This is a genomic window from Bradyrhizobium sp. WU425 (assembly GCF_021052305.1).
Lineage (GTDB): Bacteria > Pseudomonadota > Alphaproteobacteria > Rhizobiales > Xanthobacteraceae > Bradyrhizobium > Bradyrhizobium canariense_D.
In genome coordinates this window covers 4,517,535-4,543,428 of sequence record NZ_CP088089.1, presented here as the reverse complement: position 1 = coordinate 4,543,428, position 25,894 = coordinate 4,517,535, and the positions used below count along the sequence as shown (strand labels likewise).

24 protein-coding genes and 1 pseudogene are annotated in these 25,894 nt (G+C 63.7%); 16 read left to right on the top strand and 9 right to left on the bottom strand.

Features of this window, described 5'->3' with window-relative positions; all coding sequences use genetic code 11:
• Positions 1-94: 94 nt before the first annotated feature.
• Together BcanWU425_RS22080 and argC are read left to right on the top strand one after the other, a co-directional pair.
• Positions 95-763, top strand: coding sequence for an FMN-binding negative transcriptional regulator (locus BcanWU425_RS22080; RefSeq protein WP_085353489.1), 669 nt, complete (start codon positions 95-97; stop codon positions 761-763).
• A complete protein-coding gene (gene argC / locus BcanWU425_RS22075; protein WP_204511101.1) occupies positions 760-1,743 on the top strand; it encodes an N-acetyl-gamma-glutamyl-phosphate reductase in 984 nt (327 codons plus the stop codon). Before BcanWU425_RS22080 ends, argC begins: the two co-directional genes overlap by 4 nt.
• Positions 1,744-1,808: 65 nt before the next feature.
• Here argC and BcanWU425_RS22070 read toward each other — a convergent pair whose 3' ends face one another.
• From BcanWU425_RS22070 to BcanWU425_RS22060, 3 genes are all read right to left on the bottom strand, one after another.
• Positions 1,809-2,576, bottom strand: coding sequence for an outer membrane protein (locus BcanWU425_RS22070; protein WP_204511102.1), 768 nt, complete (start codon positions 2,574-2,576; stop codon positions 1,809-1,811).
• 182 nt (positions 2,577-2,758) lie between these two features.
• Entirely contained in the window at positions 2,759-3,157 is a 399-nt protein-coding gene (locus tag BcanWU425_RS22065; RefSeq protein ID WP_018454432.1) for an MAPEG family protein, read from the bottom strand.
• 65 nt (positions 3,158-3,222) lie between these two features.
• The gene (locus BcanWU425_RS22060; RefSeq protein ID WP_204511103.1) at positions 3,223-5,031 is read right to left on the bottom strand and encodes a PHA/PHB synthase family protein; all 1,809 of its coding nucleotides are present in this window, start codon (positions 5,029-5,031) and stop codon (positions 3,223-3,225) included.
• 253 nt (positions 5,032-5,284) lie between these two features.
• Between BcanWU425_RS22060 and BcanWU425_RS22055 the strand changes: the two genes are divergently transcribed.
• From BcanWU425_RS22055 to BcanWU425_RS22035, 5 genes are all read left to right on the top strand, one after another.
• Positions 5,285-5,560: a hypothetical protein gene (locus tag BcanWU425_RS22055; RefSeq protein WP_027517741.1), complete on the top strand. Its 276-nt coding sequence runs from the start codon at positions 5,285-5,287 to the stop codon at positions 5,558-5,560.
• Between the two features lie 214 nt (positions 5,561-5,774).
• Positions 5,775-6,995: an LL-diaminopimelate aminotransferase gene (locus tag BcanWU425_RS22050; RefSeq protein WP_018454429.1), complete on the top strand. Its 1,221-nt coding sequence runs from the start codon at positions 5,775-5,777 to the stop codon at positions 6,993-6,995.
• 29 nt (positions 6,996-7,024) lie between these two features.
• Entirely contained in the window at positions 7,025-8,341 is a 1,317-nt protein-coding gene (locus BcanWU425_RS22045; RefSeq protein WP_204511104.1) for a homoserine dehydrogenase, read from the top strand.
• Positions 8,342-8,421: 80 nt separating this feature from the next.
• Positions 8,422-9,423, top strand: a complete 1,002-nt coding sequence (gene glpX, locus BcanWU425_RS22040) for a class II fructose-bisphosphatase (RefSeq protein ID WP_018454427.1) — start codon at positions 8,422-8,424, stop codon at positions 9,421-9,423.
• Positions 9,424-9,548: 125 nt separating this feature from the next.
• A complete protein-coding gene (locus BcanWU425_RS22035; RefSeq protein WP_085353484.1) occupies positions 9,549-10,268 on the top strand; it encodes a haloacid dehalogenase type II in 720 nt (239 codons plus the stop codon).
• A gap of 60 nt (positions 10,269-10,328) precedes the next feature.
• On the opposite strand, the gene BcanWU425_RS22030 is transcribed toward BcanWU425_RS22035, so the two are convergent.
• From BcanWU425_RS22030 to BcanWU425_RS22020, 3 genes are all read right to left on the bottom strand, one after another.
• Positions 10,329-12,149 (bottom strand): peroxidase family protein, encoded by a 1,821-nt coding sequence (locus tag BcanWU425_RS22030; RefSeq protein ID WP_204511105.1) that lies wholly within the window; start codon positions 12,147-12,149, stop codon positions 10,329-10,331.
• A gap of 174 nt (positions 12,150-12,323) precedes the next feature.
• Positions 12,324-13,295, bottom strand: coding sequence for an MBL fold metallo-hydrolase (locus tag BcanWU425_RS22025; protein WP_204511106.1), 972 nt, complete (start codon positions 13,293-13,295; stop codon positions 12,324-12,326).
• Between the two features lie 310 nt (positions 13,296-13,605).
• Positions 13,606-14,271: a GntR family transcriptional regulator gene (locus BcanWU425_RS22020; RefSeq protein WP_231188555.1), complete on the bottom strand. Its 666-nt coding sequence runs from the start codon at positions 14,269-14,271 to the stop codon at positions 13,606-13,608.
• A 118-nt stretch (positions 14,272-14,389) separates the two neighbouring features.
• On the opposite strand from BcanWU425_RS22020, the gene BcanWU425_RS22015 reads away from it, so the two are divergent.
• From BcanWU425_RS22015 to BcanWU425_RS21975, 9 genes are all read left to right on the top strand, one after another.
• Positions 14,390-15,184: an enoyl-CoA hydratase/isomerase family protein gene (locus BcanWU425_RS22015; RefSeq protein ID WP_018454422.1), complete on the top strand. Its 795-nt coding sequence runs from the start codon at positions 14,390-14,392 to the stop codon at positions 15,182-15,184.
• 9 nt (positions 15,185-15,193) lie between these two features.
• Positions 15,194-16,453: a CaiB/BaiF CoA transferase family protein gene (locus BcanWU425_RS22010; protein WP_204511108.1), complete on the top strand. Its 1,260-nt coding sequence runs from the start codon at positions 15,194-15,196 to the stop codon at positions 16,451-16,453.
• A gap of 52 nt (positions 16,454-16,505) precedes the next feature.
• Positions 16,506-17,498, top strand: a complete 993-nt coding sequence (locus BcanWU425_RS22005) for a Bug family tripartite tricarboxylate transporter substrate binding protein (protein ID WP_204511109.1) — start codon at positions 16,506-16,508, stop codon at positions 17,496-17,498.
• 101 nt (positions 17,499-17,599) lie between these two features.
• A complete protein-coding gene (locus BcanWU425_RS22000) occupies positions 17,600-18,082 on the top strand; it encodes a tripartite tricarboxylate transporter TctB family protein (protein WP_204511110.1) in 483 nt (160 codons plus the stop codon).
• An 11-nt stretch (positions 18,083-18,093) separates the two neighbouring features.
• Positions 18,094-19,668, top strand: coding sequence for a tripartite tricarboxylate transporter permease (locus BcanWU425_RS21995; RefSeq protein ID WP_204511111.1), 1,575 nt, complete (start codon positions 18,094-18,096; stop codon positions 19,666-19,668).
• Positions 19,665-20,669 (top strand): 4-hydroxythreonine-4-phosphate dehydrogenase PdxA, encoded by a 1,005-nt coding sequence (locus BcanWU425_RS21990; RefSeq protein WP_085385275.1) that lies wholly within the window; start codon positions 19,665-19,667, stop codon positions 20,667-20,669. Before BcanWU425_RS21995 ends, BcanWU425_RS21990 begins: the two co-directional genes overlap by 4 nt.
• A gap of 128 nt (positions 20,670-20,797) precedes the next feature.
• Positions 20,798-21,007, top strand: a complete 210-nt coding sequence (locus BcanWU425_RS21985; protein WP_083926364.1) for a hypothetical protein — start codon at positions 20,798-20,800, stop codon at positions 21,005-21,007.
• 135 nt (positions 21,008-21,142) lie between these two features.
• Positions 21,143-22,204, top strand: coding sequence for a glycosyltransferase family 4 protein (locus BcanWU425_RS21980; RefSeq protein ID WP_085353476.1), 1,062 nt, complete (start codon positions 21,143-21,145; stop codon positions 22,202-22,204).
• 12 nt (positions 22,205-22,216) lie between these two features.
• On the top strand, positions 22,217-23,215 hold the full coding sequence (locus BcanWU425_RS21975; RefSeq protein ID WP_204511112.1) for a L,D-transpeptidase family protein: 999 nt from the start codon (positions 22,217-22,219) through the stop codon (positions 23,213-23,215).
• A 42-nt stretch (positions 23,216-23,257) separates the two neighbouring features.
• Here the strand turns inward: BcanWU425_RS21975 and BcanWU425_RS21970 are convergent, their stop codons facing one another.
• From BcanWU425_RS21970 to BcanWU425_RS21960, 3 genes and pseudogenes are all read right to left on the bottom strand, one after another.
• Complete coding sequence (locus tag BcanWU425_RS21970; RefSeq protein WP_085353474.1) at positions 23,258-23,674, bottom strand: cupin domain-containing protein; 417 nt, start codon at positions 23,672-23,674, stop codon at positions 23,258-23,260.
• A gap of 10 nt (positions 23,675-23,684) precedes the next feature.
• Positions 23,685-24,428 (bottom strand): SDR family oxidoreductase, encoded by a 744-nt coding sequence (locus tag BcanWU425_RS21965; protein ID WP_204511113.1) that lies wholly within the window; start codon positions 24,426-24,428, stop codon positions 23,685-23,687.
• A gap of 228 nt (positions 24,429-24,656) precedes the next feature.
• Positions 24,657-25,662: pseudogene (locus tag BcanWU425_RS21960) on the bottom strand (formylglycine-generating enzyme family protein).
• Positions 25,663-25,894 lie beyond the last annotated feature (232 nt).

Sequence of the window (25,894 nt, the reverse complement as noted above, 5' to 3'; positions counted from 1 at the left end):
ATCGTCTTTGCCGCTGGATCCGATCCGCGGCATTCTCTCTCCTGTCAGTGCGATCTGATCCGGCGGCCACCAAGGAGGCCAGCAGGAGACTACGATGTATACGCCACCCTTTTTCAAGCAGGACCGCGCCGCGAGCCTGAAATTCGCCGACACGCGCGGCTTCGGCACCATGTGCGCCTTCGACGGCCACAAGCCGATCGCCTCGCCGCTGCCGTTCTATTTGACCTATGCCGCGGACGGCACGCCGCAGGCCGCGTTTCATGTCGCCCGTCACAATCCGCTGCTAAAGCTTGCGGACGGGACGACCTCCTGGCTCCTCGCGGTCAACGGCCCCGATGCCTACGTGTCGCCGGACTGGTACGTCTCGCCGGATCAGGTGCCGACCTGGCTGTACCAGTCGGTCCATCTGACCGGGCCGGTGCGGTTGTTGTCGGATGGTGAACTGGCCGTGCAAATCGATACGCTCAGTAACAAGTTCGAAAACTGGCTGTTGCCGAAGAAGCCGTGGACGTCGGGCAAGATGACGGCCGGGCGGCTCGAGGCGATGAAGAAGGCGATCGTGGGTCTGGTCATGACGGTTGAGGAGGTCGAAGCCAGCTTCAAGCTCAACCAGCACAAGTCCGACGCCGATTATATGGCGATCGCCAATGCGCTTGGCGCGCAAGCCCATGCCGACGCCAGGGAGATCGCGCAACTGATGCAGGACGTAAGGCCGGAGGCCTTCGCATCCGAAACCAACATGCTCGAAAGGAGCGCGCCATGAGCCTCACTGAAACGACGAAAGCACCGACCACTGGCGCTGCGACAAAGCCGGCCACCGTCTTCGTCGACGGCGGCTCCGGCACCACCGGGCTTGGCATCAACGAGCGGCTGAAGCTGCAGAGCGACGTGGTCGTGAAGACGATTGCCGACGACAAGCGCAAGGATCCCGCGGCCAAGAAGGCGCTGATGGAGAAGGTTGATCTGGTCATCCTCTGTCTGCCCGACGATGCTGCCAGGGAAACGGTTGCGCTCATCGACAGCATGGGGCCGTCGGGCCCGAAGGTGCTGGATGCCTCGACCGCGTACCGGGTCGCGCCCGACTGGGCCTATGGCTTTCCGGAACTGACGCCGGATCAGGCTGGCAAGATCAATGCTGCGAAGAAGGTGTCCAATCCCGGCTGCTATCCGACCGGCGCGATCGCGCTGCTGCGACCGATCGTCGATGCCGGCCTGCTGCCGCGCGACTATCCCGTCACCATCAATGCGGTGAGCGGCTATTCCGGCGGCGGCAAGTCGATGATCGCGAGTTTCGAGGACGGCAGCGCGCCGTCCTTCGAACTCTACGGCCTCGGCTTCGAGCACAAGCATCTGCCGGAGATGCAGCTCTATTCGAACCTGACGCGGCGGCCGATCTTCATCCCGTCGGTCGGCAACTACCGGCAGGGCATGCTGGTGTCGGTGCCGCTCCAGCTCGACACGCTGCCCGGCAAGCCCAGCGGCGCCGATCTCCAGGCCGCGCTGGCAAAGCGTTACGCCGGCTCGAAATACGTCTCGGTGATGCCGCTGCAGAACGAGACGACCAAGGGTGGCAAGCTCGAGCCGGAAGGGCTCAACGAGACCAACACGCTCGAACTCTACGTCTTCGCCAGCGACAAGTACCATCAGGCGGTGCTGGTCGCGCGGCTCGACAATCTCGGCAAGGGCGCGTCCGGCGCGGCCGTGCAGAACATGCGACTAATGCTGGGATTGCCGGAGGCGTAGGAGCAACATTCGCTGCTCGTCATGACCGGGCTGGTCCCGGGCATGACGGCCGCGAGGGGCGCTTCTCAGTACTTCGCGATGATCGGGCCGCCGAACCTGTAGTTGATGCGGGCCGTGATCAAGTCGACGTCCTGGCCAATGCGGTCGGTACGTGAGAACGTGCCGACGGGTGCCAGCACGCCGTTTGCCGTGAGGGTAACGTCGCGCCGGCCCATGAACAGATGGTCGTATTCGAGGCCGACCGACCAGTTCGGCGCAAAGCCGTATTCGATGCCGACGCCGACCGTGCCGCCCCAGCGGGTGTCGTCGGCACCGTCGAACTCGGCTCCGGCCAGACCGCCGGTTCCGATGCCGCGGTAGCGATTGCGGGTGACGGCGGCGCCGCCCTTTGCGTAAAGCAGTGCGCTGTTCCAGGCGTAGCCGATCTGGCCGGTGAACAGGCCGAAAGCATCGACACGGGTGCGGTTCGCGACGCCGAGCACGGTGCTGGCGTTCCGGCCGGAGAGGTCCGCCCAGTCGCCCTGCGCTTCGAGGCCGAATACGAAGGCGCTGCTCTGCCAGCGATAACCGATCTGGCCGCCGGCGACGCCGCCCGTCGCGTCATGGCAGCCTTCCGCAACGCCGGCCGCGAAACCAACCGTCTGGTCCCAGCAATTGCGTGACGAGCCATAGCCGCCGTTGGCGCCGATGTAGAAGCCGCTCCAATCATAGATCGCGGCGATCATCGGCGGCGCCTTGGTGTAGGGACGGGCGGCGAGATCTGCGGCGTTAGCCTGGGTCGCGACGGCAACGAGCGACAACGCGCCGACGGCGGATGCAATCTTCCAATTCATGTCTGCCCCGAATCAATCAATTGCGATGGGCAAATATACCTCTGGATGTGCGATCCATCGTGTCAGCCCAAGAGGGCATTGCTGCTTTTTTCCGCACTGTCGTCATTCGGCAACACCGGCAGCCGCGATAGGCCTTCGAGATTTCACCCGTTCGTTGCAGGCGCCAACCCAACCGGGGCCGATCAGAGCACCTTGAAGATCGCGAGCGCCAGCACGGCTTGGGCGAGAAAACCGACGGTGAAGGCGAGGGTGCGGAAGACGGGAATACCCATCGCATAGACGATCAGATGCGCAACGCGCGACCAGAAATAGACGGCGCAGGCAAGCACCGTCCACTTCGAGGAGTAGTCGATCGCATTCAGGATCAGCACCAGCGGCGCGAACAGCACGAGGTTCTCGACGGCGTTGTCATGCGCGAACATCAGGCGGTTCGCCCATTCCGACTGCGGCTTGTCGGTGCGCGAGGGATTGGCCATCGCACCACCAAGCCCGCGAATCTGGCAGCGGTTGATGGTGTAGGGAATCCAGAGGATTCCAGTCAGGACCACCGTCAGTGTCAGCCAGAACAATTCACGCGTCATAACCCGGTCCCCTCATCAATTTCTGCTGCAGGCATGGAGCTTATACGAAAGCGCGAAAGATTCTGCTATGCGCGAACCCTGACATAGCTGCCGGGTGCGTCCTCGATCGGGGGAAACGCCTCGCTGCCGACCGTGCGGGCCGGGACTTCCTCGGGATCGAGTGCGCCCAGCCATTGCCGCCAGTCCGGCCACCAGGAGCCCTTGTGCTCGACCGCGCCCTTCATCCACTCGGCGACGTTGGCGGACTTCACGTTGTCGTTGGTCCAGTACTGGTATTTGTTCGAGGCGGGCGGATTGACCACGCCGGCGATGTGGCCCGAGCCGGACAGCACGTATTTCACCGGGCCGCCGAAGAACTGGGAGCCGTACAGCACCGATTCAGCCGGCGCGATATGGTCCTCGCGGGTTGCGAGATTGTAGATCGGCACCATGACCTTGGAGAGATCGAGCAAGGTGTTGTCCAGCACCAACGTGCCGGTCGAGAGCCGGTTCTCAAGGTAGCAATTGCGCAGGTAGTACGAATGGTTCGACGCGGTCATGCGGGTCGCGTCCGAATTCCAGTGCAGCAGGTCGAACGCGCTCGGCTGCTGGCCTTTGAGGTAATTGCTGACGACATAGGACCAGATCAAATCGTTGGAGCGCAGCATGTTGAAGGCCATCGCCATCTTCGAGCCTTCGAGCACGCCCGCCGCCTTCATGTCCTGCTCGAGGGATGCGATCTGCTCCTCGTCGACGAACACGAGCAAATCACCGGCATGGGTGAAGTCGACCTGTGCCGCGAAGAACGTCGCGGACGCCACGCGCTGGCGGCGCTTCTCGGCGAGCCAGGCCAGCGTGGTCGCGAGCATGGTGCCGCCGACGCAATAGCCGGCGGTGTGCACCTTCATCTCGCCGGTGACCTTCTCGATCACGTCCATCGCCGTGAGCGGGCCTTCCTTCATGTAGTCTTCCCAGCTCTTGGCGCCGAGGCGTTTGTCGGGATTGACCCATGAGATCACGAACACGGTGATGCCCTGATCGACGCACCATTTGATGTAGGATTTCTCCGGCTTGAGATCGAGGATGTAGAATTTGTTGATCCAGGGCGGGATGATCAGGAGCGGCGTGCGCAGCACCTTCTCCGTCGCCGGCGCATACTGGATCAGCTGCATCATCTCGTTCTGGTAGATCACCTTGCCGGGCGTCGTCGCCATGTTCACGCCGACGACGAGATTGTCCGGATCGGACTGACGGATCTTCAGCGTGCCCTTGCCGGCGGCGATGTCCTCGGCCAGCATCTTCAGGCCGCGCGCGAGATTTTCGCCGCTGCTGGCCACCGTCGCGCGCAGCACTTCCGGATTGGTCAGCACGAAGTTGGAGGGCGATATCGCGTTGGTGACCTGCTGGACGTAGAACTCGGCCTTGCGGCGGGTCTGCGGATCGAGGCCATCGGCTTCGCGCACAAGCTCCTGCGCAAATTTGGTCGTGAGCAGATAGAGCTGCATCATGAAATCGAAGAACTGGTTCGACTTCCATTCCGGATCGGCAAAGCGCTTGTCGCGCGGCGAGGGTGCGATCGCGGGCGGTGCGTCCTGACCGGCCATGCGGCGCGCCGCCGAGCCCCAGAGGTCAAGATAGTCCTTGGCGAGCTTGGTCTGGAGTGCGGAGGCCCGCGACGTATCCGACAGCCAGTATTCGGCGACGGCGGTAAAGGTCTTGATGACCTCGGTAAGCTCCGCCGGCGGACGATCCTGCACCTCGCCGCTCTCGCGCGGCTTCAGGTACGCGGCAAGCGCCTTGCCGCCGCTTTCCATCGCCCGCGCGACATTCATCGCGAAGGCTTCCGCATCGAACTTCGTCTCGGGTTTGGGCGTATCGGTGGTGGCCATACTCATGAGGAGAACAGTAACGATTCATTCCGTATTCGTCACCGCGAAGCTCGCATGTTTGGCGTTAAACACTCTCGAAGATGTGTTGCAGTGCGACAAATTTTCTTGGTTCCGTCACAATCGAGCCGCACCGCTCGGCTTGATGGACTGGGGCTATTTTCTCGCTCGCACCATTTGGGCAGCAATGGTTTGAGCTTGGGCGCGGACTTGGGTAAGGTTGCCCGGGGCCGTGCTTTGGGACGAAGTGGGGATTTCCCTAGTGTTGGCGTTGAGGGACCTGCAAAAGTCGCGGCGGATCTGTGGCGCGCTGCTGATGGCGACGCTCGCCCTGGGCGGCTGCTCGAGCCAGCTCGCGGATATGACGCCTTCCGATGCTCAAGCGCATCCCAGAGAGGCCGGTAGCTATCTGCCGGTGCACGATCTGCCGCCGGATCGCGATCAGGCCGTCATGCCGCCGGACCAACGCGCCAAGATCGAGGCCGAACTTGCTGCCGCGCGCGACCGTCAGGCGGTTGCCACCAAGGACGCGAAATAGGGCGCCGCAAGGTAATCGCTGGCGCCTCCGCCTCGCCGTGCTAAAAGACCTTAGTTCAGCCGAGAGTCAGGGCGAACGACTTCAGTCAACATCGTCGATGATTGCTCTAAGTATTTGATCTTGAGTAATTTTCGCGAGAGATGCGGACGCCTTCCGCCTGGTCTTTATGGCCTGTCGATTCTGTCCTGACCGGTTGCCCGGAGCTGAGAGAGCCATGGAAGAATTTTACCGCATCCGCCGCCTTCCGCCTTACGTGTTCGAACAGGTCAACCGGGCCAAGGCAGCTGCGCGGAACGCCGGCGCCGACATCATCGACCTCGGCATGGGCAATCCGGACCTGCCGGCGCCAGCGCACGTGCTGGAGAAGCTGAAGGAGACGCTGGGCAAGCCGCGCACCGACCGCTACTCGGCCTCCCGCGGCATCCCCGGGCTGCGCCGGGCCCAGGCCGGCTACTACGCCCGCCGCTTCGGCGTGAAGCTCAACCCCGACACCCAGGTGGTGGCGACGCTCGGCTCCAAGGAGGGCTTTGCCAACGTGGCGCAGGCGATCACCGCGCCCGGCGACGTCATCCTTTGTCCCAATCCGAGCTACCCGATTCACGCCTTCGGCTTCTTGATGGCGGGCGGCGTGATCCGTTCGGTGCCCTCGGAGCCGACGCCGCAATTCTTCGAGGCTGTCGAGCGGGCGATCGTGCATTCGATCCCGAAGCCGCTGGCGCTCGTGGTCTGCTATCCTTCGAACCCGACCGCCTATGTCGCGAGCCTCGACTTCTACAAGGACCTGGTCGCGTTCGCGAAGAAGCACGAGATCCTGATCCTGTCGGATCTCGCTTATGCCGAGGTTTATTTCGACGAAAGCAACCCGCCGCCTTCGGTGCTCCAGGTGCCGGGCGCGATGGACGTTGCCGTCGAGTTCACCTCGATGTCGAAGACCTATTCGATGGCTGGCTGGCGCATGGGCTTCGCGGTCGGCAACGAGCGCGTGATTGCGGCACTCGGCCGCGTCAAATCCTATCTCGACTACGGTGCGTTCACGCCGATCCAGGTCGCAGCGACCGCCGCGCTGAACGGACCGGACGATTGCATCAAGGAGATGCGCGACACCTACCGCAAGCGGCGCGACGCGCTGGTGGAATCGTTCGGCCGTGCCGGCTGGGAGATCCCGCCGCCGGAAGCATCGATGTTCGCCTGGGTGCCGCTGCCGGAAGCCTTCCGCAGCGTCGGCAGCATGCAGTTCGCGACCCTGATGGTGGAGAAATCCGGTGTCGCGGTCTCGCCCGGCGTCGGCTTCGGCGAGCATGGCGAAGGATATGTCCGCATCGCCATGGTGGAAAACGAGCAACGGATCAGGCAGGCCGCGCGTGGCGTGCGCCGCTTCCTTGAAAGCGGCATCGAAACGTTGCACAACGTCGTTCCGCTCGCCACTCGGCGTTAAGTTCTCTTCCGCAGGTTTTCCAAGCCATCATGGTTGCACCCCTGAAAGTGGGCATAGCGGGGCTCGGCACCGTGGGCGCCGAAGTTGTCCGTCTGATCGAAACGCAGGCGCGGGTGCTTGCCGGCCGCAGCGGCCGTGGCATCCGTGTCGTCGCCGTCACCGCACGCTCGAAGGCGAAGAAGCGCGGCGTCGATCTGCGCGGCATCGAATGGGTCAAGGATCCGCTTGCCCTCGCCACGCATCCGGGCATCGACTGCTTCGTCGAACTGATGGGCGGCGCGGGCGATCCCGCGCTGGCGGCGGTCGAGGCCGCGCTCGCCGCCGGCAAGTCCGTCGTCACCGCCAACAAGGCGTTGCTGGCAAAGCACGGCCTCAAGCTGGCAAAGGCCGCCGAAAAGCACGGCGGCGCGCTGAATTTCGAGGCAGCCGTCGGCGCTGCGATCCCTGTCATCAAGACGTTACGCGAAGGTCTTGCCGGAACCGGCATCAACCGGGTCTACGGCATCCTCAACGGCACCTGCAATTACATCCTGACCCGGATGGAGCAGGAGGGCCTGTCCTTCGCCGAATGCCTGAAGGACGCGCAACGGCTCGGCTATGCCGAGGCCGATCCGTCATTCGACGTCGACGGCCACGATACCGCGCAAAAGCTCGCCATTCTCGCCAGCCTCGCTTTCGGCACGAAAGTTGCTCAAAGCGCGGTGTATGTCGAAGGTATCTCCTCCATCGCGCCGGAAGATCTCCGTGCCGCTGACGATCTCGGTTACCGGCTCAAGCTGCTCGGCGTCGCGGTTCGCACCGCCACGGGCATCGAGCAGCGCGTGCATCCGACCATGGTTCCGAAATCCTCCTCGATAGCGCAGGTGATGGGTGTCACCAACGCGGTCACGATCGATGGCGAGGGCATCCCGCCGATCACGCTGGTCGGCCCCGGTGCCGGTGGCGCCGCGACCGCATCCGCCGTCGTCGCCGACATCGCCGACGTTGCGCGCGGCATTCGCGCCAATCCGTTCGGCCGGCCGATTTCGCAGCTGCGCGACACCAAGAAGGCGCCGATGGAGCGCCACGAGGGCGGCTACTACATCCGCCTTCTGGCACGCGATTTCCCGGGCACCGCGGCTGCGATCGCGACCCGGCTCGCGGAGCAGAAGATTTCAATCGAGTCGATCGTGCAGCGCCATCCCAATGGCGGCGCTGCGCTGGCAGACGGCAAGGCGGTCCCGGTGCCTGTCATTCTCATCACCTATGCCACGCATGAGGACGCCGTGCGCCGTGCGCTCGCGGCCGTGCAGAAGGACAAGGTGATCAGCGGACGGCCGCAGGTCATCAGGATCGAGAAGAACTGACACGGTTCGAACGAACTGTGGGTGTTACGAGTTGATGCGGCGGAGATGTCCGTCCAAAACTGTTTCGAAGGAGTGAGCCGATGTCGACCCATATTTCAGTCCCGCCGCAAGCATTGCTCGAGCGCATTCTCACGCTGGAGATTGTGCGTGTGACGGAGCGGGCGGCGGTGTCTTCGGCGCGTCTGCGCGGGCACGGCAACGAGAAGGCGGCCGACCAGGCCGCGGTGGACGCGATGCGGCGCGAGCTCAACAAGCTGCCGATCGAGGGCACCATCGTCATCGGCGAGGGCGAGCGCGACGAGGCGCCGATGCTCTTCATCGGCGAGAAGGTCGGCATGAACGCCGGCCCGCAGGTCGACATCGCCGTCGATCCGCTTGAAGGCACCACGCTGTGCGCCAAGAACATGCCGGGCTCGATTGCCACCATGGCGATGGCCGACGGCGGCACGCTGCTGCACGCCCCCGACGTCTATATGCAGAAGCTCGCGATCGGTCCCGGTTACGACAAGGGCGTCGTCGAGCTCGATGCGACACCGGCCGAAAACGTCCGCCGGCTCGCCAAGGCCAAGGGCGTCAAGCCCGACGGCATCACCGTTCTCGTGCTCGACCGGCCACGCCATGCCAGCATCATCGAGAGCGTGCGATCGACTGGCGCCGCCGTGCGCCTGATCACTGACGGCGACGTCGCCGGCGTGATCCACTGCGCCGACCCCGACAATACCGGCGTCGACATGTATCTCGGCACCGGCGGCGCGCCGGAAGGCGTGCTCGCGGCCGTGGCGCTGCGCTGCATTGGCGGCCAGATGCAGTGCCGTCTCATCCTCGACTCCGACGAGAAGCGCGAGCGCGCCGCCAAGATGGGCGTCAGCGATCCCAAGATGATCTACGGCATCGAGGACATGGCGCGCGGCGACTGCCTGTTCGCAGCCACCGGCGTCACCACGGGCTCGCTGCTGTCGGGCGTCAAATTCCGCAAGGACGGCGTGATCGAGACCGAGACGGTGGTGATGCGCTCCGTCACCGGCACCGTGCGCTACATCAAGGCCGAGCACCGCGAGCTGGCGAAATTCCACCTCGACTGACGACTGCCGTCATTCAGGACGGCGCGACAGCGTCGAGGCCGGAATCTCGTGCCAATAACCTCTGGATTCTGGGGCCGCTCTGACGAGAGTCCCCGAATGACGAACAACAAAAAGAGGAAGCGCACATGTCCGACCTCTCCGCCGTCAAAGCCCTGGTCTTCGACGTGTTCGGCACCGTCGTCGACTGGCGCACCAGCCTGATCACCGACTTCATCTGGTGGGCGAAGGGCCGCGGCATCAGCGCCGACTGGACCGCCTTGGTCGACGGCTGGCGCGGCATGTACATGGCTTCGATGGATGACGTGCGCAAACATCCCGAGCGCGGCTACGTCATGCTCGATGATCTGCATCGCCGCTCGCTCGAAAAACTGGTCGCGCAATTTTCGATTCCAAGCCTGACCGAGGCCGATCTCGATCACCTCACCAAGGGGTGGCACCGCTTGCACCCGTGGCCCGACAGCGTCGCCGGCCTGACCCGACTGAAGACGAAATTCGTGATCTCGCCGCTGTCGAACGGCAATGTCGCGCTGCTCACCAACATGGCGAAGTTCGCAGGGCTTCCCTGGGACCTCATCATGTCGGCCGAGCTGTTCGAGCACTACAAGCCCGATCCCGAAACCTATCTCGGCGCCGCGCGCCTGCTCGGCCTCAAGCCGGAGCAGGTGATGATGGTCGCGGCCCACAACGGCGATCTCGCCGCCGCGCAGAAGAACGGGCTGAAGACGGCCTTCGTGGCGCGGCCGACCGAATACGGTCCGCTTCAGAAGGTCGATTTCCAGGCCACCGGCAATTGGGACATCGTCGCCAAGGATTTTGGTGGGATCGCCGACAAGCTCGGGTGCTAGGGCGGCTGACGCTCATCCGAGGCGGACGAGGCCCGGAATGCTGAACATATGGGCCAAGGCTCAGCCTCGCAGGACGTTCCACGGGGCGAAGGCGTTGTTGACGCCCTCGAGCGCCGGTCCGAGTTGCGGCATATGCCGCAGCAGCACCGATTTCATTCCGTTGTTGTGGATCCAGTCCAGACCGAAATTGGTGTAGACTTCCGCCCGGTAGTCATCGGTGAAGAACCGGTCGCTCTTGAGGCGCCGCGATGCCATCAGGATGAAAATGCGGAAGGCGGTATCGCTGAAGCCAAAACCGTCCGGCAGGTCTTCGGCCAATAGTCCGACCATCAGATCAACGCGATCGACGTCGCCCTTGTAGATCGCGCGCATCTTCCTGGCCGCGCCGGGGATGCTGGTGATTTCCTCGAATGTGTTGACCCGCTTCTTGCCGACCAGTTCGCGGAACCGGTTGTAGCGCGGCACGCCGCGCTCGCGATCACGCATGATATCGATCGCGGCCACGTCCAGCAGCGGCTGGCCGTCTTTCGTGAACTGGCGCAGGAAGTTGGGAAAATTGTGGAGGCGAATGGCGCCGGGATGAGCGGTGCCGAACGAGTACAGCAGGTTGGCGAAGCCGTGAGTCTGCATGAACTTGCGGGAGGCGGGGCCCTGCATATGGACGAGATTGCTAGGGGTAACCTCAGTGGTATCGAGCCGCCGTACATCAAGGTTTTCCGGGATCAACGGGTGCAGGCGGTACACGGCGGTGAATTCCTCCGTCATCGCGTAAGGCGCGCTGTGCTGATCCGTCGGAGAGCCGACGATACCAAAGGCGGCTTCGCTGTTCTTGCCGAGCACCGCGCGCAGCACCTGGCACGGGATCCCCGACCAGTTGGCGTGCATACTGAAGTCCAGTGCGGGATGGCCGAGGATGCCTGGCGTCCATTCGACGGTGTGGATCTTGGCGATCAGGGCCGCGTTGATCAGGCGCGCATGCTGGAATAGCTCCTCGTCCTTCCAGGTCGGATACCGCGCCTTCAAGCCGTCGCAGATGACATTGTGCTCGCGTGCGAAGAGGTTGTGCAGCAGGCTGAGCCCCACCCACCAATTGTCGTTGAAGCCGGTGAGATCGGCGCCGGGATGCACCGGATCGGCTGGAAGCATCCCATCATCGCCGACCGCGATCTTCCCATCTGCCCCGGAACGGATCTGCATCTGCCTTGCGCGGTCGCTGCCGTAGATTTGTCCGGCGTCCCACCAGTGCGAGTTGAGGTTGCGGAACGTGGGGGTCGCGCCGAGCCATGGTTCACGTGGCGTCCCGTCGCAAACGGTCCGACGGATCTTCATGCAGCCGTCGATCCGCTCATGGGCCGGCCATTCGTCGTTTGGCGTCAGCGGAATTTTGAACTCGTTTCCCGACTTAGGGGCCCCATGGCTGAACCAATTATGCGTTTCGAACTGGATCCAGGCGGCGGCCAGCAGATTGAGGCTGGTCGCCGGAATAAATTCGTGGCGCGCCAGCAATTCCTCCGAGATCACGCGCGGACTGGGTTCGAGCAAATCGTCCAGGCTGTCCGGTACGCATTCGGACAGCGCGAAGTTACGTCCGAACCGGGCGCCAGCCATCCCCATGCGCGGATGGTCGAGGCTGTTGAACGAGCCGTCGGCGGAACGCCACCGGTCATTGCCCGTGTTCCAGCGAGGCGATGACGTGCCGTAGCCGGTATGGTGCAGATTGCGCTCCCGCAGCCGGTCGCGGAACGCCGAGAGATTGGCGGCTCCGAGCAGGGTCGGCAGTTTGTCCCATGTGACAAAGAAGTTGACGGCCCGATAGATAACATCCGGGACCCATTGGAGCAGGTCGCGATGGAAGACAAAACCATCGTTCTCGCGGGACATTGACGCTCCCAAACGCAATTGAGCGAAATGAACTTAACTTGCAACTAGGAAGTAATGTTCGCCAACGCCGCCGGAGGCATCACGCAATTTGAAGTTCTTTACCGGCCAGTCGGACGGCGGTGATCGTTCGGATGGTCCGGGCGGCGCGTGCGTCGCCCGGACCAGATCCGGCGATTACAAAGTCATCTGCATCGGTTCGGGATAATAGTGGAATCCTTCACCCGCCTTGGCGACATGGCCATAGCCCGGCCAGGCGAAGTGATAGGACATCACGGGCGTCTTGTTCGCAGCAAGCATGGTCAGCAGTTTTACGCGTGACTCGGCCGCCTGCTTCGGGTCCGTGTCGTAGGAGAATTCCATCCGCGGCCGCTCGAGCAGCAGGACGGGATGATGCGACAGGTCACCAAGGAAGGCGAAGGACTTGCCGGCCGACGAGACCATGAAGATGGTGTGGCCGACGGTATGACCGGGCGCTGCGATTGCCTGCACGCCAGGCAGAAATTCCTGGCCGTCCTTGAAGAACACGATGCGGTCGCGGACCGGCAGCAGGTTCTTGCGGGCGTGAACGACGAAATCCTTGGCCGCGCTACCGAGCTTGCCTTCGTCGGTCCAGAAGTCGAAATCGGTCTGCGAGATGTAGATCTGCGCGTTGGGAAACAGCGGCTTGCCGCCGTCGTCCACGATGCCGCCGATGTGGTCGATATGGGCATGCGAGCAAACCACGGCGTCGATGTCGCCGGGCTTGATGCCGGCCTCGGTCATGCTCTTCTGCTGCCGACCGGTGGTGGCGCCGAACATCTTGGATGAGCCCATGCCGGTATCGAACAGGATGAGCTTGTCGCCGGTGTTGACGATCGGCGAGTTCTGCTCGAGCACGACATTGTCCGGCGACAGGAAATTCTCGACGAGCATCTTCTTCACCTCTTCCTTGGAAACACCGGTGAAGGTGCCCGAGGGATCGCCCAGGGGAAGCGGTCCGTCGGACACGACGGTGACTTCGGCGTCGCCGAGAACGAAGCGGTGCCAGTAGGGCGTCTGGGTGCCGAGCTTGGGAGCGCGCGCCAAGGCGCTGCCGCCGAGCATTGCGCTGGCACCAAGGCCAGCCCCGAGGGTCAACAAGGACCGACGTGAGACATCGATTGTCATGCGTTTCCTCCGCTTTTGTCTTTTGTTTTGCGCAATTGCTTGCGCGTTACATTCGGCCCGCGCCGATGGTCGAATGCTGCGCCGGTTCAGGCAGGCGAGCAAGTGGAATTGATTTGGCGATGATCTCGGTTTGTCGAAGTTGGATGCGCAATTCCGGCGCGCGACAAAAGACGTCCGTTGCCGACGAGCCTCGTCAGCACGATCCGTGCCAGTACGGCCAAAAGCAATCAATGATTGTGTCGTGATTGTGTCTGCTGGCCGCCCGATCTGGCGTGACCGCAAGATTCTTTGTACGTCGCGAACCTATGGCTCACGCAATTCTCGGCGTGGGCTCGCTCCCTTCCGTTTCGGCAAAGCCCGCCTGCAAAACCTCTTCGCGCTTGTGGCGCAGATGCGCGCGCAGGATATGGGCGAGGCCGACGCCGTCGCGCCTCTGCAGGGCATTCAGGATGGCGTCATGCTCCTGCAAGGCGACCGCCCAGCGCTCGGCCGTCATCGGCGTGACATAACGCGCGCGCCGGATGCGCGCGGTCACGGACGCATACAACCCCGCGAGCACCGGGTTTCCGGCCGCAGCGACGATGGCTTCGTGAATGGCGCGGTTGCCGCGATAGTACTGGATCAGATCGCGTTCGCGATAATGTCGCACCATGTCAGCGTGCGCGGCGGCGATCGCGGCGATCTCGGCATCGGTGATGCGTTCGCAGGCGAGTTCGCCGGCGAGCGCTTCGAGGCCTTGGCAAACCTCGAACAGGTCGCGCATGTCCTTGTCGGTCAGTTTTGCCGCACGCGAGCCGCGGTGGGGCAGGAGCTGCACGAGACCTTCGGCGGCGAGCACCTTGAGCGCCTCGCGTAGCGGGGTGCGCGATATCTGGAGCCGCTCGCACAGCTCACGCTCGGGAATCCGCGCGCCCGGCGGGATTTCGCCGTCGAGCAGGATGGCCCGGATGCGGCCGACGACTTCCTCATGAAGCATGGGTCTGAAGTCCATTTGAATGCAAAAATGAAGCTACATTCCGATTAAGGCAAGTTCCAGCTTGTAAATCGACAATTTTGCATTCAAAAATGGAGAAAAGTAGAAGGACAATGAGGAAATGGACCAGCAGGTGAAGGCGGAAGACCTCGTTTTCGAGCGCCAGGACGGGATCGGGCGGATCACCTTCAACCGCCCGCAGGCGCGCAACGCCTTCACTTTCGCGATGTATGAGCGGCTCGCCGCGATCTGCGAGGAGATCAACGACGATCACGCGATCAAGGTACTGGTGCTGCGCGGGGCCGGCGACAAGGCGTTTGCCGCGGGCACCGACATCAATCAGTTCCGCGATTTCAAGTCGCCGCAGGACGCGATCGACTACGAGAACCGCATCGATCGGGTGCTGACCACGCTCGAGCAGTGCCGCGTGCCGACCATCGCAGCGATCAACGGGTTCTGCACCGGCGGCGGCGCGGGCATTGCCGCGGCATGTGACCTCCGCATCGGCACCCAAAGCGCGAAAATCGGCTTTCCCATTGCCCGCACGCTCGGCAACTGCCTGTCGATGTCCAATGTCAGTCGTCTCACCGCGCTGATCGGCGCCGCCCGCGTCAAGGATCTGATCTTCACGGCGCGGCTCGTCGACGCGACCGAGGCTGCCAGTGTCGGGCTGCTCGGCGAGGTCGTCGAGGATATCGCCGCGCTCGAAAGGCGCGCGGACGAGGTTGCCAAATTGCTCGCCAGCCACGCGCCGCTGACGCTGAATGCGACCAAGCAGGCCGTGGCGCGCCTGCAAAGGCGCCTGACGCCCGACGAGGGCGAAGACCTCATCCTGATGTGCTACACGAGCCAGGATTTTCGCGAAGGGCTCGATGCTTTCCTCACCAAGCGCGCGCCGCAATGGCGCGGCCAATAGGACGCCCCGATGCAAAGCGATCGCTCGCAATCAACCTCCGGCCGTTCGGGGCCGCTTGCCGGCCTCAAGGTCATCGATCTCACCCATGTCATGGCAGGGCCGACCTGCACCTTGATGCTGGCCGATATGGGCGCCGACGTCATCAAGATCGAGAAATCGCCGAACGGTGACGACACCCGCCATTCGGTGCCGCCGAAGATCGGCGACGAGGCGGCCTCCTTCCTGATGATGAACCGCAACAAGCGCGGCATCGTGCTGGATCTGAAGACCGATGGCGGCAAGCAGGTGTTGCGGCGGCTGATCGCGGGCGCCGACGTGCTGGTCGAGAATTTTGCGCCGGGCGCCATGGAGCGCCTCGGCTTCGGCTATGACGACCTGCACAAGCAGCATCCAACGCTGATCTATTGCTCGCTGTCTGGCTTCGGCCGCACCGGACCCTACAAGCATCGCCGCGGCTTCGATCTGGTCGCCCAGGCCATGAGCGGAATCATGAGCTTTACCGGCGAACGTCCCGATGGTCCGCCCGTGAAATGCGGCCCGCCGCTGTCCGACATCACCGCCGGCCTGCTGGCGAGCATGGGCATCCTCGCGGCCTACACGCACCGTCTCAAGACCGGCGAAGGGCAGTGGGTCGAGACCTCGCTCTATGAGGCCGCGCTGGTGCAGACCTACTGGCAGTCGACCATCGCGCTGGCCGCGGGCACCGCGCCGCGGGCCATGGGTTCGGCGCATCCGCTCAACGCGCCATATCAGGCGTTCGAGGCCTCGGACGGCTGGTTGGTGGTCGGCGGCGCCAACAAGAAGCATTGGCTGTTGATGCTGGAGGCGCTCGGCGCAAGCGAGCTCGCAGCCGATCCACGCTTCGTCACCGGCGCCGACCGCATGGCCAATTTGAAGGAGCTCGAAGCTGTTCTGAGCGAGCGCTTCCGCACCCGCACGCGCGCGCACTGGCTGGCGGCACTGGACGAGAAGGGCGTGCCGTGCGGCCCCGTGCACGACATGCTGGAGGCGCTCAGCGATCCGCAGACGCTGGCGCGCGAGATGGTTGTCGAGGTCGAGCATTCCACGCTCGGGCCCGTGAAGACGATCGGCTTGCCGGTCAAGTTTTCGGAGACCCCAGGCAAAGTGCGCACGGGCGCGCCGGTCTACGGTGAGCATACAAGCGAGGTGCTGGCCGAGCATGGGTTCGACCGGAAGCAGATCGACGCGCTCGAACAAGAAGGCGCAATCGTGTTGGCATCGGGAAGAGGCGAGGAACGGGTCGCCTGACCGGACGTCGAAAACAACAAGAACAAGAGACAAAAATAAGCTGGAGGACATCATGGGTCAGACATCAAAACTTCTGCTCTCCGCAGCCGCAATTGTGCTCGCCGGCACGACGCCGGCGCTCCCGGCCTGGCAGCCGCAAAAGCCGATCGAGTTCGTGGCGACCGCCGGGCCCGGCGGCGGCACGGACAATCTCGCGCGCGCCGTGCAGAACATCATCACCAAGCACAAGCTGGTGGAGCAGCCGATCGTCGTCGTCAACAAGGGCGGCGGCAGCGGCGCGGAAGGCTATGTCTACGGCAAGGCGTCCGCCGGCGATCCCTACAAGGTGATCTTCGGCACGTCGAATGCCTGGCAGCAGCCGCTCGTCTCCAAGGTCGCTTTCAACTACACCGATCTCACCCCGATCGCGGCGATGGCGCAGGACGAGTTCCTGCTCTGGGTCAAGCAGGACGCGCCCTACAAGACGGCGGGCGATTATCTGAAGGCGGCCGCATCAGGCGAGTTCAAGATGGGCGGCGCGCAGTCAAAGGATACCGACGAGGTGCTGACCCGCATGATCGAGAAGGCCGGCCACATCAAGCTGACCTATATTCCCTTCAAGAGCGGCGCCGAGACCGCCGTGCAGCTCGCCGGCGGACACCTCGACTCTCACGTCAACAATCCCAGCGAGAGTCTCGGGCAATGGCGTGGCGCCACCCAGCGCCCGCTTTGCGTCTTCAGCCCGAAGCGGCTGCCGCAGGGCGCCAAGGTCACCGCGACCGAAGGCTGGGGTGATGTTCCGACCTGCGTCGAGCAGGGCCTCGACATCAAGCAGTATGAGCAGCCGCGCACAGTGTGGCTCCCCGGCAAGGTCACGCCGGACCAGGCCGCGTTCTATGTTGACCTGATGAAGAAGGTGCAGGCGACGCCGGACTGGAAGGACTACATCGAGAAAACCTCCCAGGTCGACACGTTCCTGACCGGTGCCGAGTTCGACAAGTTCATCAAGGAGGATCTCGAGCGCGTCAGGCTGGTTGCGAGCGAGCAGGGTTGGTTGGTCAAGTGAGGCGGCGCACGCCTCAAACCCCTCCGCCGGAACGACAGCGAACGCTGGGAAAACACGTGCGCCATAATCGGACACTGTACGTGGCCTGACCGGAGCCCTCGATGATATCGCGCCGCGCTCTCGAACTTGCGACAGCCGTTCTCACCGGAAGCTTCGGTGTGGCGGTCGTCATTTCCAGCCTCGATAACGGCATCGGCTGGTCGAGCGCGGGCGTGGACGCCGGGACGTTTCCGTTCCTGACCGGGATCATCATCGTGCTCGGGAGCCTCTACAACCTGTTTCGAGGTGTCATGCCGGCCGCGACGCTCGCCAGCGTCCCAATTGCCATCACATCGATCGAGCTGCGCCGGCTTGCCGGCCTGTTCGTGCCGGCCGCGATTTTCGTGGCTGCGATCCCGTTGGCCGGGATGTACGTCGCCTCGGCCCTGTACATCTTCGCGGTGCTGGCGATCCCCCGACAACAATCCGTGCCGCGCGCGCTTGGCATGGCGGCGGCGACAGCGCTTGCGCTCTACGTCGTGTTCGAGCGCATGTTCCAGGTGAGCTTGCCGCACGGCGCGCTCGCCGCGGCGTTCGGCTTCTGAGGGAGAGGCCGATGGACAATCTCGGAGAACTCCTTCACGGCTTCAGCATCGCGATCACGCTGCCGCATCTGGCGCTGATGGTGATCGGCGTGCTGCTCGGCATTCTCGTCGGCGTGCTGCCTGGGCTGGGTGCTCCGAACGGGGTGTCGCTGCTGCTGCCGCTGACCTTCGGCATGCAGCCGGTCTCTGCCATCATCCTGCTCTCCAGCATGTATTGGGGCGCGTTGTTCGGGGGATCCGTGACCTCGATCCTGTTCAACATCCCGGGCGAGCCGTCGTCTGTCGCCACCACCTTCGACGGCTACCCGATGGCGCGCGATGGACGGCCGACGACGGCGCTCGCCACCGCCTTCGGCTCGGCGGCATTCGGCGCGCTGATCGGCGTCATCCTGATCACCTTCCTCGCATCATGGGTGGCGCAAGTCGCACTCGCCTTCGGGCCGGCGGAATATTTTGCGGTCTATTTTCTTGCCTTCGCCAGCTTCGTCGGCATGGGCGGGGCTGCTCCGATCAAGACTGTCGTCGCGCTGGCGATCGGCTTTGCCATCGCCGCCATCGGCATCGACACCGTCTCCGGCAGCGTGCGCCTCACCATGGGCGTCGACGAGCTGGTCAAGGGCGTCAACTTCGTCGTCGCGGTGATGGGCCTGTTCGGCATAGGCGAGCTGCTCGTGGCCGTCGAAGAGGAGTTTCATGCCCGCGCGGTCTCGTCGAAGATAGAGTGGCGCGAGGTGTTTCGCGCGATCGGTCGCCTGCCGCGGCATAGCGTTGCGCTGTTGCGCAGCGCGGCGATCGGATGCTGGATGGGGATCACGCCCGGTGGCCCGACTGCGGCGTCGTTCATGAGCTACGGCATCGCCCGGCGCTTCTCGCGCCGTGGCCGATATTTCGGCACCGGGGAGCTTGAAGGCATCATCTCGCCGGAGACGGCCGATCATGCGGCTGGCACTAGCGCGCTTCTGCCCATGCTCTCGCTCGGCATTCCCGGCTCGGCCACTGCGGCCGTCATGATGGGCGGGCTGATGATCTGGGGCCTCAATCCCGGGCCGATGCTGTTCGTCGACCAGAAGGACTTTGTCTGGGGCCTGATTGCCTCGATGTATGTCGGCAACATCGTCGCCGTCGCACTCGTGCTGCTGACCGTTCCGGTCTTCGCGGCCCTGATGCGGATTCCCTTCGTGATCATCGCGCCGCTGATCGTGATCATCTGCGTCGTCGGCGCCTATTCGGTATCGAACTCCTATCTGGATGTCGTCATGATGCTCGGCTTCGGCATCGTCGGCTATCTCTTCAAGAAGCTGTTCTATCCGCTGGCGCCGCTCGTGCTCGCGATCGTCATCGGGGATAAGGCCGAGGACGCGTTCCGGCAGTCGATGCTGATGTCCAAGGGATCGCTCGGGATCTTCTTCGCCAACAAGCTGGTGACATGCCTGATCGTGGCCGGCATCGCACTTTTGCTGCTTCCGCTCGTGCTGCAGCTTGCGCGCCTGCTGCGCAAGCCTGCGCCGTCCACCGACGAGACGACAGCCCAAGAGAGAACGCAAGAGAGAGCTCAAGAGACCGCTCGGGAGAAAGTGATCATATGACCGCAAAGCCGCTCATTGCATTGGCAATGGGAGATCCCGCCGGCATCAGCCCGGAATTGACCGCAAAGCTCGTGGTGCAGGACGATATCCGCGCCAGCAGCCAGATTGTCGTGATCGGCGACCGCCGCATCTTCGACGCGGGCGCGCGCGTTGCCGGCGTCGAGCCGGAGCTGACAACAGTGGAGCAGGGAGCCGATCTGCGCGCGGCGGAGGGCGAGACTCTGTTCGTCGATCTCGGCCATCCCGATCCCGGCGACATCCAGCAGGGGATCGCGAGCCTTGCCGGCGGCAGGTTCGCGCTTGCCAACTACAAGCATGCGCTCGAGCTCGGCCGCGACGGCCGGGTCGATGCCGTCTGCTTTACGCCGTTCAACAAGCAGGCGATGCGGCTGGCCCGCGCAGAGTATGACGACGAGATCGCATTCTCCGCCGAAGTGGTCGGACTCAAAACCCCCGCAAGCGAGTTCAATGTGCTGGACCGGCTGTGGAACGCCCGCGTGACGTCCCACATCCCGCTCAAGGACGTCGCCGCGCGACTGTCCGGCGAACGCATCCATCGCGCGCTGAAGCTGACCGATGCCTGCATGCGCAACGCCGGCTTTGCGCGGCCGCGCATCGCGGTGGCCGGGCTCAATCCGCACGCCGGTGACGGCGGCAATTTCGGCCGCGAGGAGATCGACATCATTGCGCCCGTGGTCGCCGCCGGCCGGCGCGATGGTATTGCCGCGGAAGGGCCGTTTCCCGCTGACACCGTATTCCTGCGCGCCAAGGGCGGCGCCTTCGATGCGGTGCTGACGATGTATCACGACCAGGGCCAGATCGCGATGAAGCTGATGGGTTTTGATCGTGGCGTGACTTTGCTTGGCGGCTTCCCGTTCCCGATCTGCACGCCCGCGCACGGCACCGCGTACGACATTGCCGGGCAGGGCATTGCATCAATCGGGGCCAGCCGCGCCGCGCTGCTGCTAGCCGGAGAGATGGCGGCTCGTCGCGTCGCCTGATTTCTCCGAGGGCGCCTGCTTGTGCCCGCGGTGGCCGTGCGCAGCTTCGGGCCTCCGGGAAAAAGTGGAAACTTCCGCCGTCGTAACGAGTTGCTGTCCCATGAACGTCTCCATCTCGGAGTTGGAACATGGTAGACGACGACCCGCTGCGAACGGCGGTGGATATTGCTTGGTCCGTTTACCGCGCCCGGCATCGCCACGTCGATGCCGCAGATTGCCGTCGCTGCCTGCTCGAGCGTCATCTGCAAGGGAGATGGGAAGCGCGCGGGAGCGATGCCGAAGAACTCACGGGATTCGGGATTGCCTACCTCGATCGGCTTCCCGAGGACGAATGTTAAGGCTCGTGGAAGGGCTCGTCTGCCGGGTCGCGGCCGCAAGTGCCAGGCCGAATTGGACGCTGCTCGCGATTTCGAACCTTCTGTCCGCCGCGATCGTGCTGATCGTGCGTGCGGCGGCTTGACGGGTAGCCTGCCATGCGCATCGCCCAGCTTGCTCCCCTGGCCGAAAGCGTCCCTCCGAAGCTCTACGGGGGCACCGAGCGGGTGGTGGCCTGGCTGGTGGATGGGCTGGTCGAGCTCGGCCACGAAGTCACGCTGTTTGCGAGCGGCGATTCCAGGACGAATGGTGCGCTTCATCCTGTCTGGCCCCGCGCGCTGCGGCTCGGACAAAAGGGGGCGGACCCGACCGCCGCAAGCGCGATGCTGATGGAGGCAATCGCAAGGCGTGCGAAAGAATTCGACGTAATCCACGCGCATGTCGACTGGCTGTCCCTGCCGTTGCTCAGTCGTCTCGGCGTGCCGTTCCTCACGACCATGCACGGCCGCCTCGACTTGCCCGGACTACCCGACGTCGTCAGGCACTTCCCTGAAGCATGTTTCGTGTCGATTTCCGATCATCAGCGGCTGCCGCTTCCGGATGCGAAATGGATCGGAACCATCCAGCACGGGCTGCCGCCCGATCTGTTTCGGCCGTCCTACGAACAGGGGTCCTATTTGGCGTTTCTCGGGCGGCTCACCGCAGACAAGGGTCCGCAGGACGCGATCCGTATCGCGCGCGCAGTCCAGATGCCCCTCCATATCGCCGCGAAGGTCCCGCGCGCCGAGACGGCCTACTTCAGGAACCACATCGAGCCGAACGTCGACGGCAAGGATATCCGGCTTGTTGGTGAAGTCGATGACGCAAAGAAACAGCCCTTCCTTGCCGAAGCCGCTGCTCTGCTGTTTCCGATCGATTGGCCGGAGCCGTTTGGGCTGGTCATGATCGAAGCGATGGCATGCGGAACGCCCGTGATCGCCTATCGCTCCGGCTCCGTCCCCGAAGTCGTCGAGCATGGATTGACCGGCTTCATCGTCGAGAACGAGGAGCAGGCCGTCAAGGCGATCGGCGAACTGGGAAAACTGGATCGAAGGAAGGTGCGCGCCCGCTTCGAGGAGCGCTTCTCTGCGAGCCGAATGGCGAGGCAGTACGAACACCAATACCGCAAGCTCGCTAGCGCCGCGGCTCGGGAGTTGATCACTGAACCGTCGGAAACGTGAAAGGACCCGGCGATGTCGCTCGGAAAAGCGGGGCAGATTTGCATCTTTCTGGTCTTCGCTCTGGCTGCGCCGCCGGCGTTCGCCGCGGAGATCGACGCCGCTGCCATCAACGTCGCCGAGCCGTCGAAGAAAACCCTGTCGAACGATAAGCCGACCGCGGCGGGGGTCCGGTTGCAGGTCCTGCTGGACCGCGCGCACTTCTCGCCCGGCGCGATCGACGGCAGATTCGGCGAGAACGCCAAAAAGGCGTTGCGGGCCTATGCCGAAGCACGGCAGCTGCCGGTTTCGGACGCCGTGACGGACGATGTCTGGACCGCGTTACGGGCGGACGACCGGCCGGTGACGATGACCTATGCCATCACCGAGCAGGACGTGGCGGGTCCTTTCCTGAAAAAGCTGCCGTCGAAGATGGAGGACATGAAGGAGCTTACAAAGCTCGGCTTCACCAGTGCGCGCGAGGCCCTGGCCGAGAAATTTCACATGAGCGAGCAGCTCCTGGCCGCGCTCAACTCCGGGCGCCATTTCGATCGCGCCGGCGACACCATCGTCGTGGTGGACACATCAGGCGCAGGCGAGGGCATCCCCACCAAGGCCGAGAGGATCGAGGTCGACAAGGTCAGGCAGACCGTAAAACTGTTCGACAAAACGAATGCGCTGATCGGATTTTATCCCGCGACGGTCGGCAGCGAGGAGAAGCCGTCGCCCTCAGGCACGCTCAAGGTCACGGAAGTCAGCCGAAATCCGTACTATCGCTACAATCCCGCTTATCGCTTCAAGGGCGTCCATTCCCGCAAGCCCTTCACCATCAAGCCCGGCCCGAACAATCCGGTCGGCACGGTCTGGATCAACCTGTCTGCCGAGGGCTACGGCATTCACGGCACGCCCTCGCCGGAGAAGATTTCCAAGGCGGAATCTCACGGCTGCGTGCGTCTGACCAATTGGGATGCCGAGCGCGTCGCCGGGCGTGTCTCGAAAGGCACGCCGGTGGCATTCGTAGGCAGCCCCGGATGAAATCAACGCCTCGAGGTGGCAATGCCGCTCGCCGATTGTGCGCTATTTCGGGATCGGCATAGTCAGCTCCTTGTCGGCCGTATCCACCACGAAGACGGCCAGCAATTTTGCGGGTTCGGTCTCGCTGGCATTGGCGCTGACGGCATGGCGGTCGCCGGGCTTTTCGGAGAAGTTCTCGCCCTTGTGAAAGACCTTGACCGGGCCGTCATTGACCTGACTGCGGATCGCTCCTTCCAGGACGGTGGCGTAGATGAAAGCCGAGGGCGCGTGGATGTGGGCCGGCGAGGAGCCTCCGGGACCATACTCGACCAGCACGCCCTTCATGCTCTTGCCCGGGACATTGGGCAGCGCCTGGTCGAACACGACCGTCACCTTGGCCGTGGGCGTCGCCGTCTCGGCGGCATGGGCTGTCAGGAATGATGCGGCATAAACAGCGGTTGCGATCAGCAATCTGCGCATGGGGGTCTCCTCAAAGTCTCGCGAGCCATGTTGCGAGCGGCGTCGTGCCAAGCCGCGCCTCGCCAAGAGGGTTCAGCGATGTGTCGTCGATGGGAGCGCCGTAGTACGGCGCCTTTGGGTCTCCCACCACCGGTCGGGGGTCGCCGGACGCCTTCAGGCGGCGTGCGATGAATTCATTAAAGGGCGCCTTCTCAGGTCCTGCGATATCGATCGTGCCGTTAAGCGGCGGGCTAATCGCGACTTCTGCGAGGCGATCGGCCACGTCCTCGGCCGCGATGGGCTGAAACAATGCCGAGGGAACAACGATCCCACCCTCGGCCGCACCCATCTCGGCAATGGCGCTGAGGAATTCGAAGAACTGGGTGGCGCGGACGATCGAGTAGGGGACCGGCGAAGACTTGATGATAGTCTCCTGCGCCAGCTTGGCGCGAAAATAGGAGTTATCGGGCGAGCGCTCGGTTCCGACGATCGAGAGCGCCACATGATGCTTCACCGCCGCTGCGGCCTCGGCCGCGACGAGATTCTTGCTCGAACGGTGGAAGAATTCGAGCACGGCGGCAGGCTCCCAGGACGGCGCGTTGGCAACGTCGACGACGACATCGGTCCCCGCCAGCACTGCTGCGAGACCTTCCCCGGTCACCGCGTTCACGCCCGACTTCGGCGAAGCCGCGACCGCGTCGTGGCCTTGCTGCTTGAGCTTCGCCACCAGCTTGGATCCAATCAATCCGGTCCCGCCGATCACGACGATCTTCATGGCCTATCTCCTCGGCACGTTGCGGGCGCGAGCGTTTCAGGGTCGACGGAGCGCGCGTCGCGATGCGATGAGGACTCTTACCGGGGAAATGGGGCAGGCTCTTGCCTGTAACCGGCCTGCCTTGTCCAAAAATGCTGAAGATGTTTATCGATCGCCGAAAGTTGCATATCGAAACAGTCCGACGCGCGGAGCGCACCGCTGGCGCCAGCCTCTCACCAGCGGCGCTCGCTAGATTGCAGCACGTCCTTCGTTTCGGCGTTCGGTTATAGACGGCATTCGCACCACGCAGCGGAACCCGACATGGCTGGCGATCGGCTCGGCGTGCCGCGCGGCCGGACGATATCGGCGGCAATAGTTTGGCGCGCAGAGGTGCGAGCCGCCCTTGAGGACCTTGCGCGGAATCTGGATGTCGGGGAGGCGAGGGTCGTAGCTTGTGTGCTCACCGCCGCCGCGGGGATTTTTGGGGATGCAGCAAGGTTTGGCAGCGTCGGCGACGTGTTTTGAGCGCCCACCAGTCGGAGGTCCACTCCCAGACATTGCCGATCATGTCGTAGAGACCGTAACCGTTCCGCGGGAAGGCCATGACCGGCGAGGTACGCTCGTACCCATCCTCGCCGAGATTCTGGACGGGGAAGTTGCCCTGCCAGATATTGGCCATGTGCTTGCCGCCTGGCATCAGCGCATCGCCCCAGGCGTATTCCTCCGCCTCGAAGCCGCCGTGCGCCGCAAATTCCCATTCCGCCTCCGTCGGCAAGTCCTTGCCGGCCCAGTGGGCATAGGCTGCCGCATCGCTAAAGGAGACGTGAACGACAGGATGGTCGTCGAGGTCCTTGATGTTGCTGCCGGGACCATGCGGATGGCGCCAGTTGGCGCCGCGCAGGAAAGTCCACCACTGGCTCCAGTCGGTGAGATCGGTGATGCGCGGCAGCGGTGAGAACACCCGCGATCCCGCGTAGAGCATCTCTGCCAGCGCGCCCGGATAGTCCTTCGGATCGGGAACGATCTGCGCCTCGGTGACATGGCCGGTTGCGGTGACGAACTGCTTGAACTGCCGGTTGGTCACGGGCGTGCGGTCAATGCAGAAGCCGTCGACAGCGACGCGATGGCTCGGCGCTTCCTCGGGATAATGATGGTCGGATCCCATGCGAAAGGTTCCGCCGGGAATGAAGACCATCTCGCCGGTCTTCAAATCATCCGGCACCCACTCGCAGTGATCCAGATCCGCTCGCAACATGGTGGAAGCTCCGATACGCGCATTCCACCTGATGCTACTGCGCCAACTCTGGCAGACTTCGACGATAGCTCTCTGCCCGGCCCATTAGACGCATTGTCTAGCCCCATTTTTCTGGCACTCGGGGAGAGGAGGACGCTGCGTCAACATCTCTTTCTTTTGCACGCACGTTTTCGACCACGCGGCAAATCCATGCCGCGTGCGCTCTGCCATCCCCAAAGCGCGTCCGCTCAAT

Bases quoted from the DNA above. Each gene is read 5' to 3' on its own strand.
- BcanWU425_RS22080 (WP_085353489.1), top strand. From the start codon at position 95: ATGTATACGCCACCCTTTTTCAAGCAGGACCGCGCCGCGAGCCTGAAA.
- argC (WP_204511101.1), top strand. From the start codon at position 760: ATGAGCCTCACTGAAACGACGAAAGCACCGACCACTGGCGCTGCGACA.
- BcanWU425_RS22070 (WP_204511102.1), bottom strand. From the start codon at position 2,576: ATGAATTGGAAGATTGCATCCGCCGTCGGCGCGTTGTCGCTCGTTGCC.
- BcanWU425_RS22065 (WP_018454432.1), bottom strand. From the start codon at position 3,157: ATGACGCGTGAATTGTTCTGGCTGACACTGACGGTGGTCCTGACTGGA.
- BcanWU425_RS22060 (WP_204511103.1), bottom strand. From the start codon at position 5,031: ATGAGTATGGCCACCACCGATACGCCCAAACCCGAGACGAAGTTCGAT.
- BcanWU425_RS22050 (WP_018454429.1), top strand. From the start codon at position 5,775: ATGGAAGAATTTTACCGCATCCGCCGCCTTCCGCCTTACGTGTTCGAA.
- BcanWU425_RS22045 (WP_204511104.1), top strand. From the start codon at position 7,025: ATGGTTGCACCCCTGAAAGTGGGCATAGCGGGGCTCGGCACCGTGGGC.
- glpX (WP_018454427.1), top strand. From the start codon at position 8,422: ATGTCGACCCATATTTCAGTCCCGCCGCAAGCATTGCTCGAGCGCATT.
- BcanWU425_RS22035 (WP_085353484.1), top strand. From the start codon at position 9,549: ATGTCCGACCTCTCCGCCGTCAAAGCCCTGGTCTTCGACGTGTTCGGC.
- BcanWU425_RS22030 (WP_204511105.1), bottom strand. From the start codon at position 12,149: ATGTCCCGCGAGAACGATGGTTTTGTCTTCCATCGCGACCTGCTCCAA.
- BcanWU425_RS22025 (WP_204511106.1), bottom strand. From the start codon at position 13,295: ATGACAATCGATGTCTCACGTCGGTCCTTGTTGACCCTCGGGGCTGGC.
- BcanWU425_RS22020 (WP_231188555.1), bottom strand. From the start codon at position 14,271: ATGCTTCATGAGGAAGTCGTCGGCCGCATCCGGGCCATCCTGCTCGAC.
- BcanWU425_RS22015 (WP_018454422.1), top strand. From the start codon at position 14,390: ATGGACCAGCAGGTGAAGGCGGAAGACCTCGTTTTCGAGCGCCAGGAC.
- BcanWU425_RS22010 (WP_204511108.1), top strand. From the start codon at position 15,194: ATGCAAAGCGATCGCTCGCAATCAACCTCCGGCCGTTCGGGGCCGCTT.
- BcanWU425_RS22005 (WP_204511109.1), top strand. From the start codon at position 16,506: ATGGGTCAGACATCAAAACTTCTGCTCTCCGCAGCCGCAATTGTGCTC.
- BcanWU425_RS22000 (WP_204511110.1), top strand. From the start codon at position 17,600: ATGATATCGCGCCGCGCTCTCGAACTTGCGACAGCCGTTCTCACCGGA.
- BcanWU425_RS21995 (WP_204511111.1), top strand. From the start codon at position 18,094: ATGGACAATCTCGGAGAACTCCTTCACGGCTTCAGCATCGCGATCACG.
- BcanWU425_RS21990 (WP_085385275.1), top strand. From the start codon at position 19,665: ATGACCGCAAAGCCGCTCATTGCATTGGCAATGGGAGATCCCGCCGGC.
- BcanWU425_RS21985 (WP_083926364.1), top strand. From the start codon at position 20,798: ATGGTAGACGACGACCCGCTGCGAACGGCGGTGGATATTGCTTGGTCC.
- BcanWU425_RS21980 (WP_085353476.1), top strand. From the start codon at position 21,143: ATGCGCATCGCCCAGCTTGCTCCCCTGGCCGAAAGCGTCCCTCCGAAG.
- BcanWU425_RS21975 (WP_204511112.1), top strand. From the start codon at position 22,217: ATGTCGCTCGGAAAAGCGGGGCAGATTTGCATCTTTCTGGTCTTCGCT.
- BcanWU425_RS21970 (WP_085353474.1), bottom strand. From the start codon at position 23,674: ATGCGCAGATTGCTGATCGCAACCGCTGTTTATGCCGCATCATTCCTG.
- BcanWU425_RS21965 (WP_204511113.1), bottom strand. From the start codon at position 24,428: ATGAAGATCGTCGTGATCGGCGGGACCGGATTGATTGGATCCAAGCTG.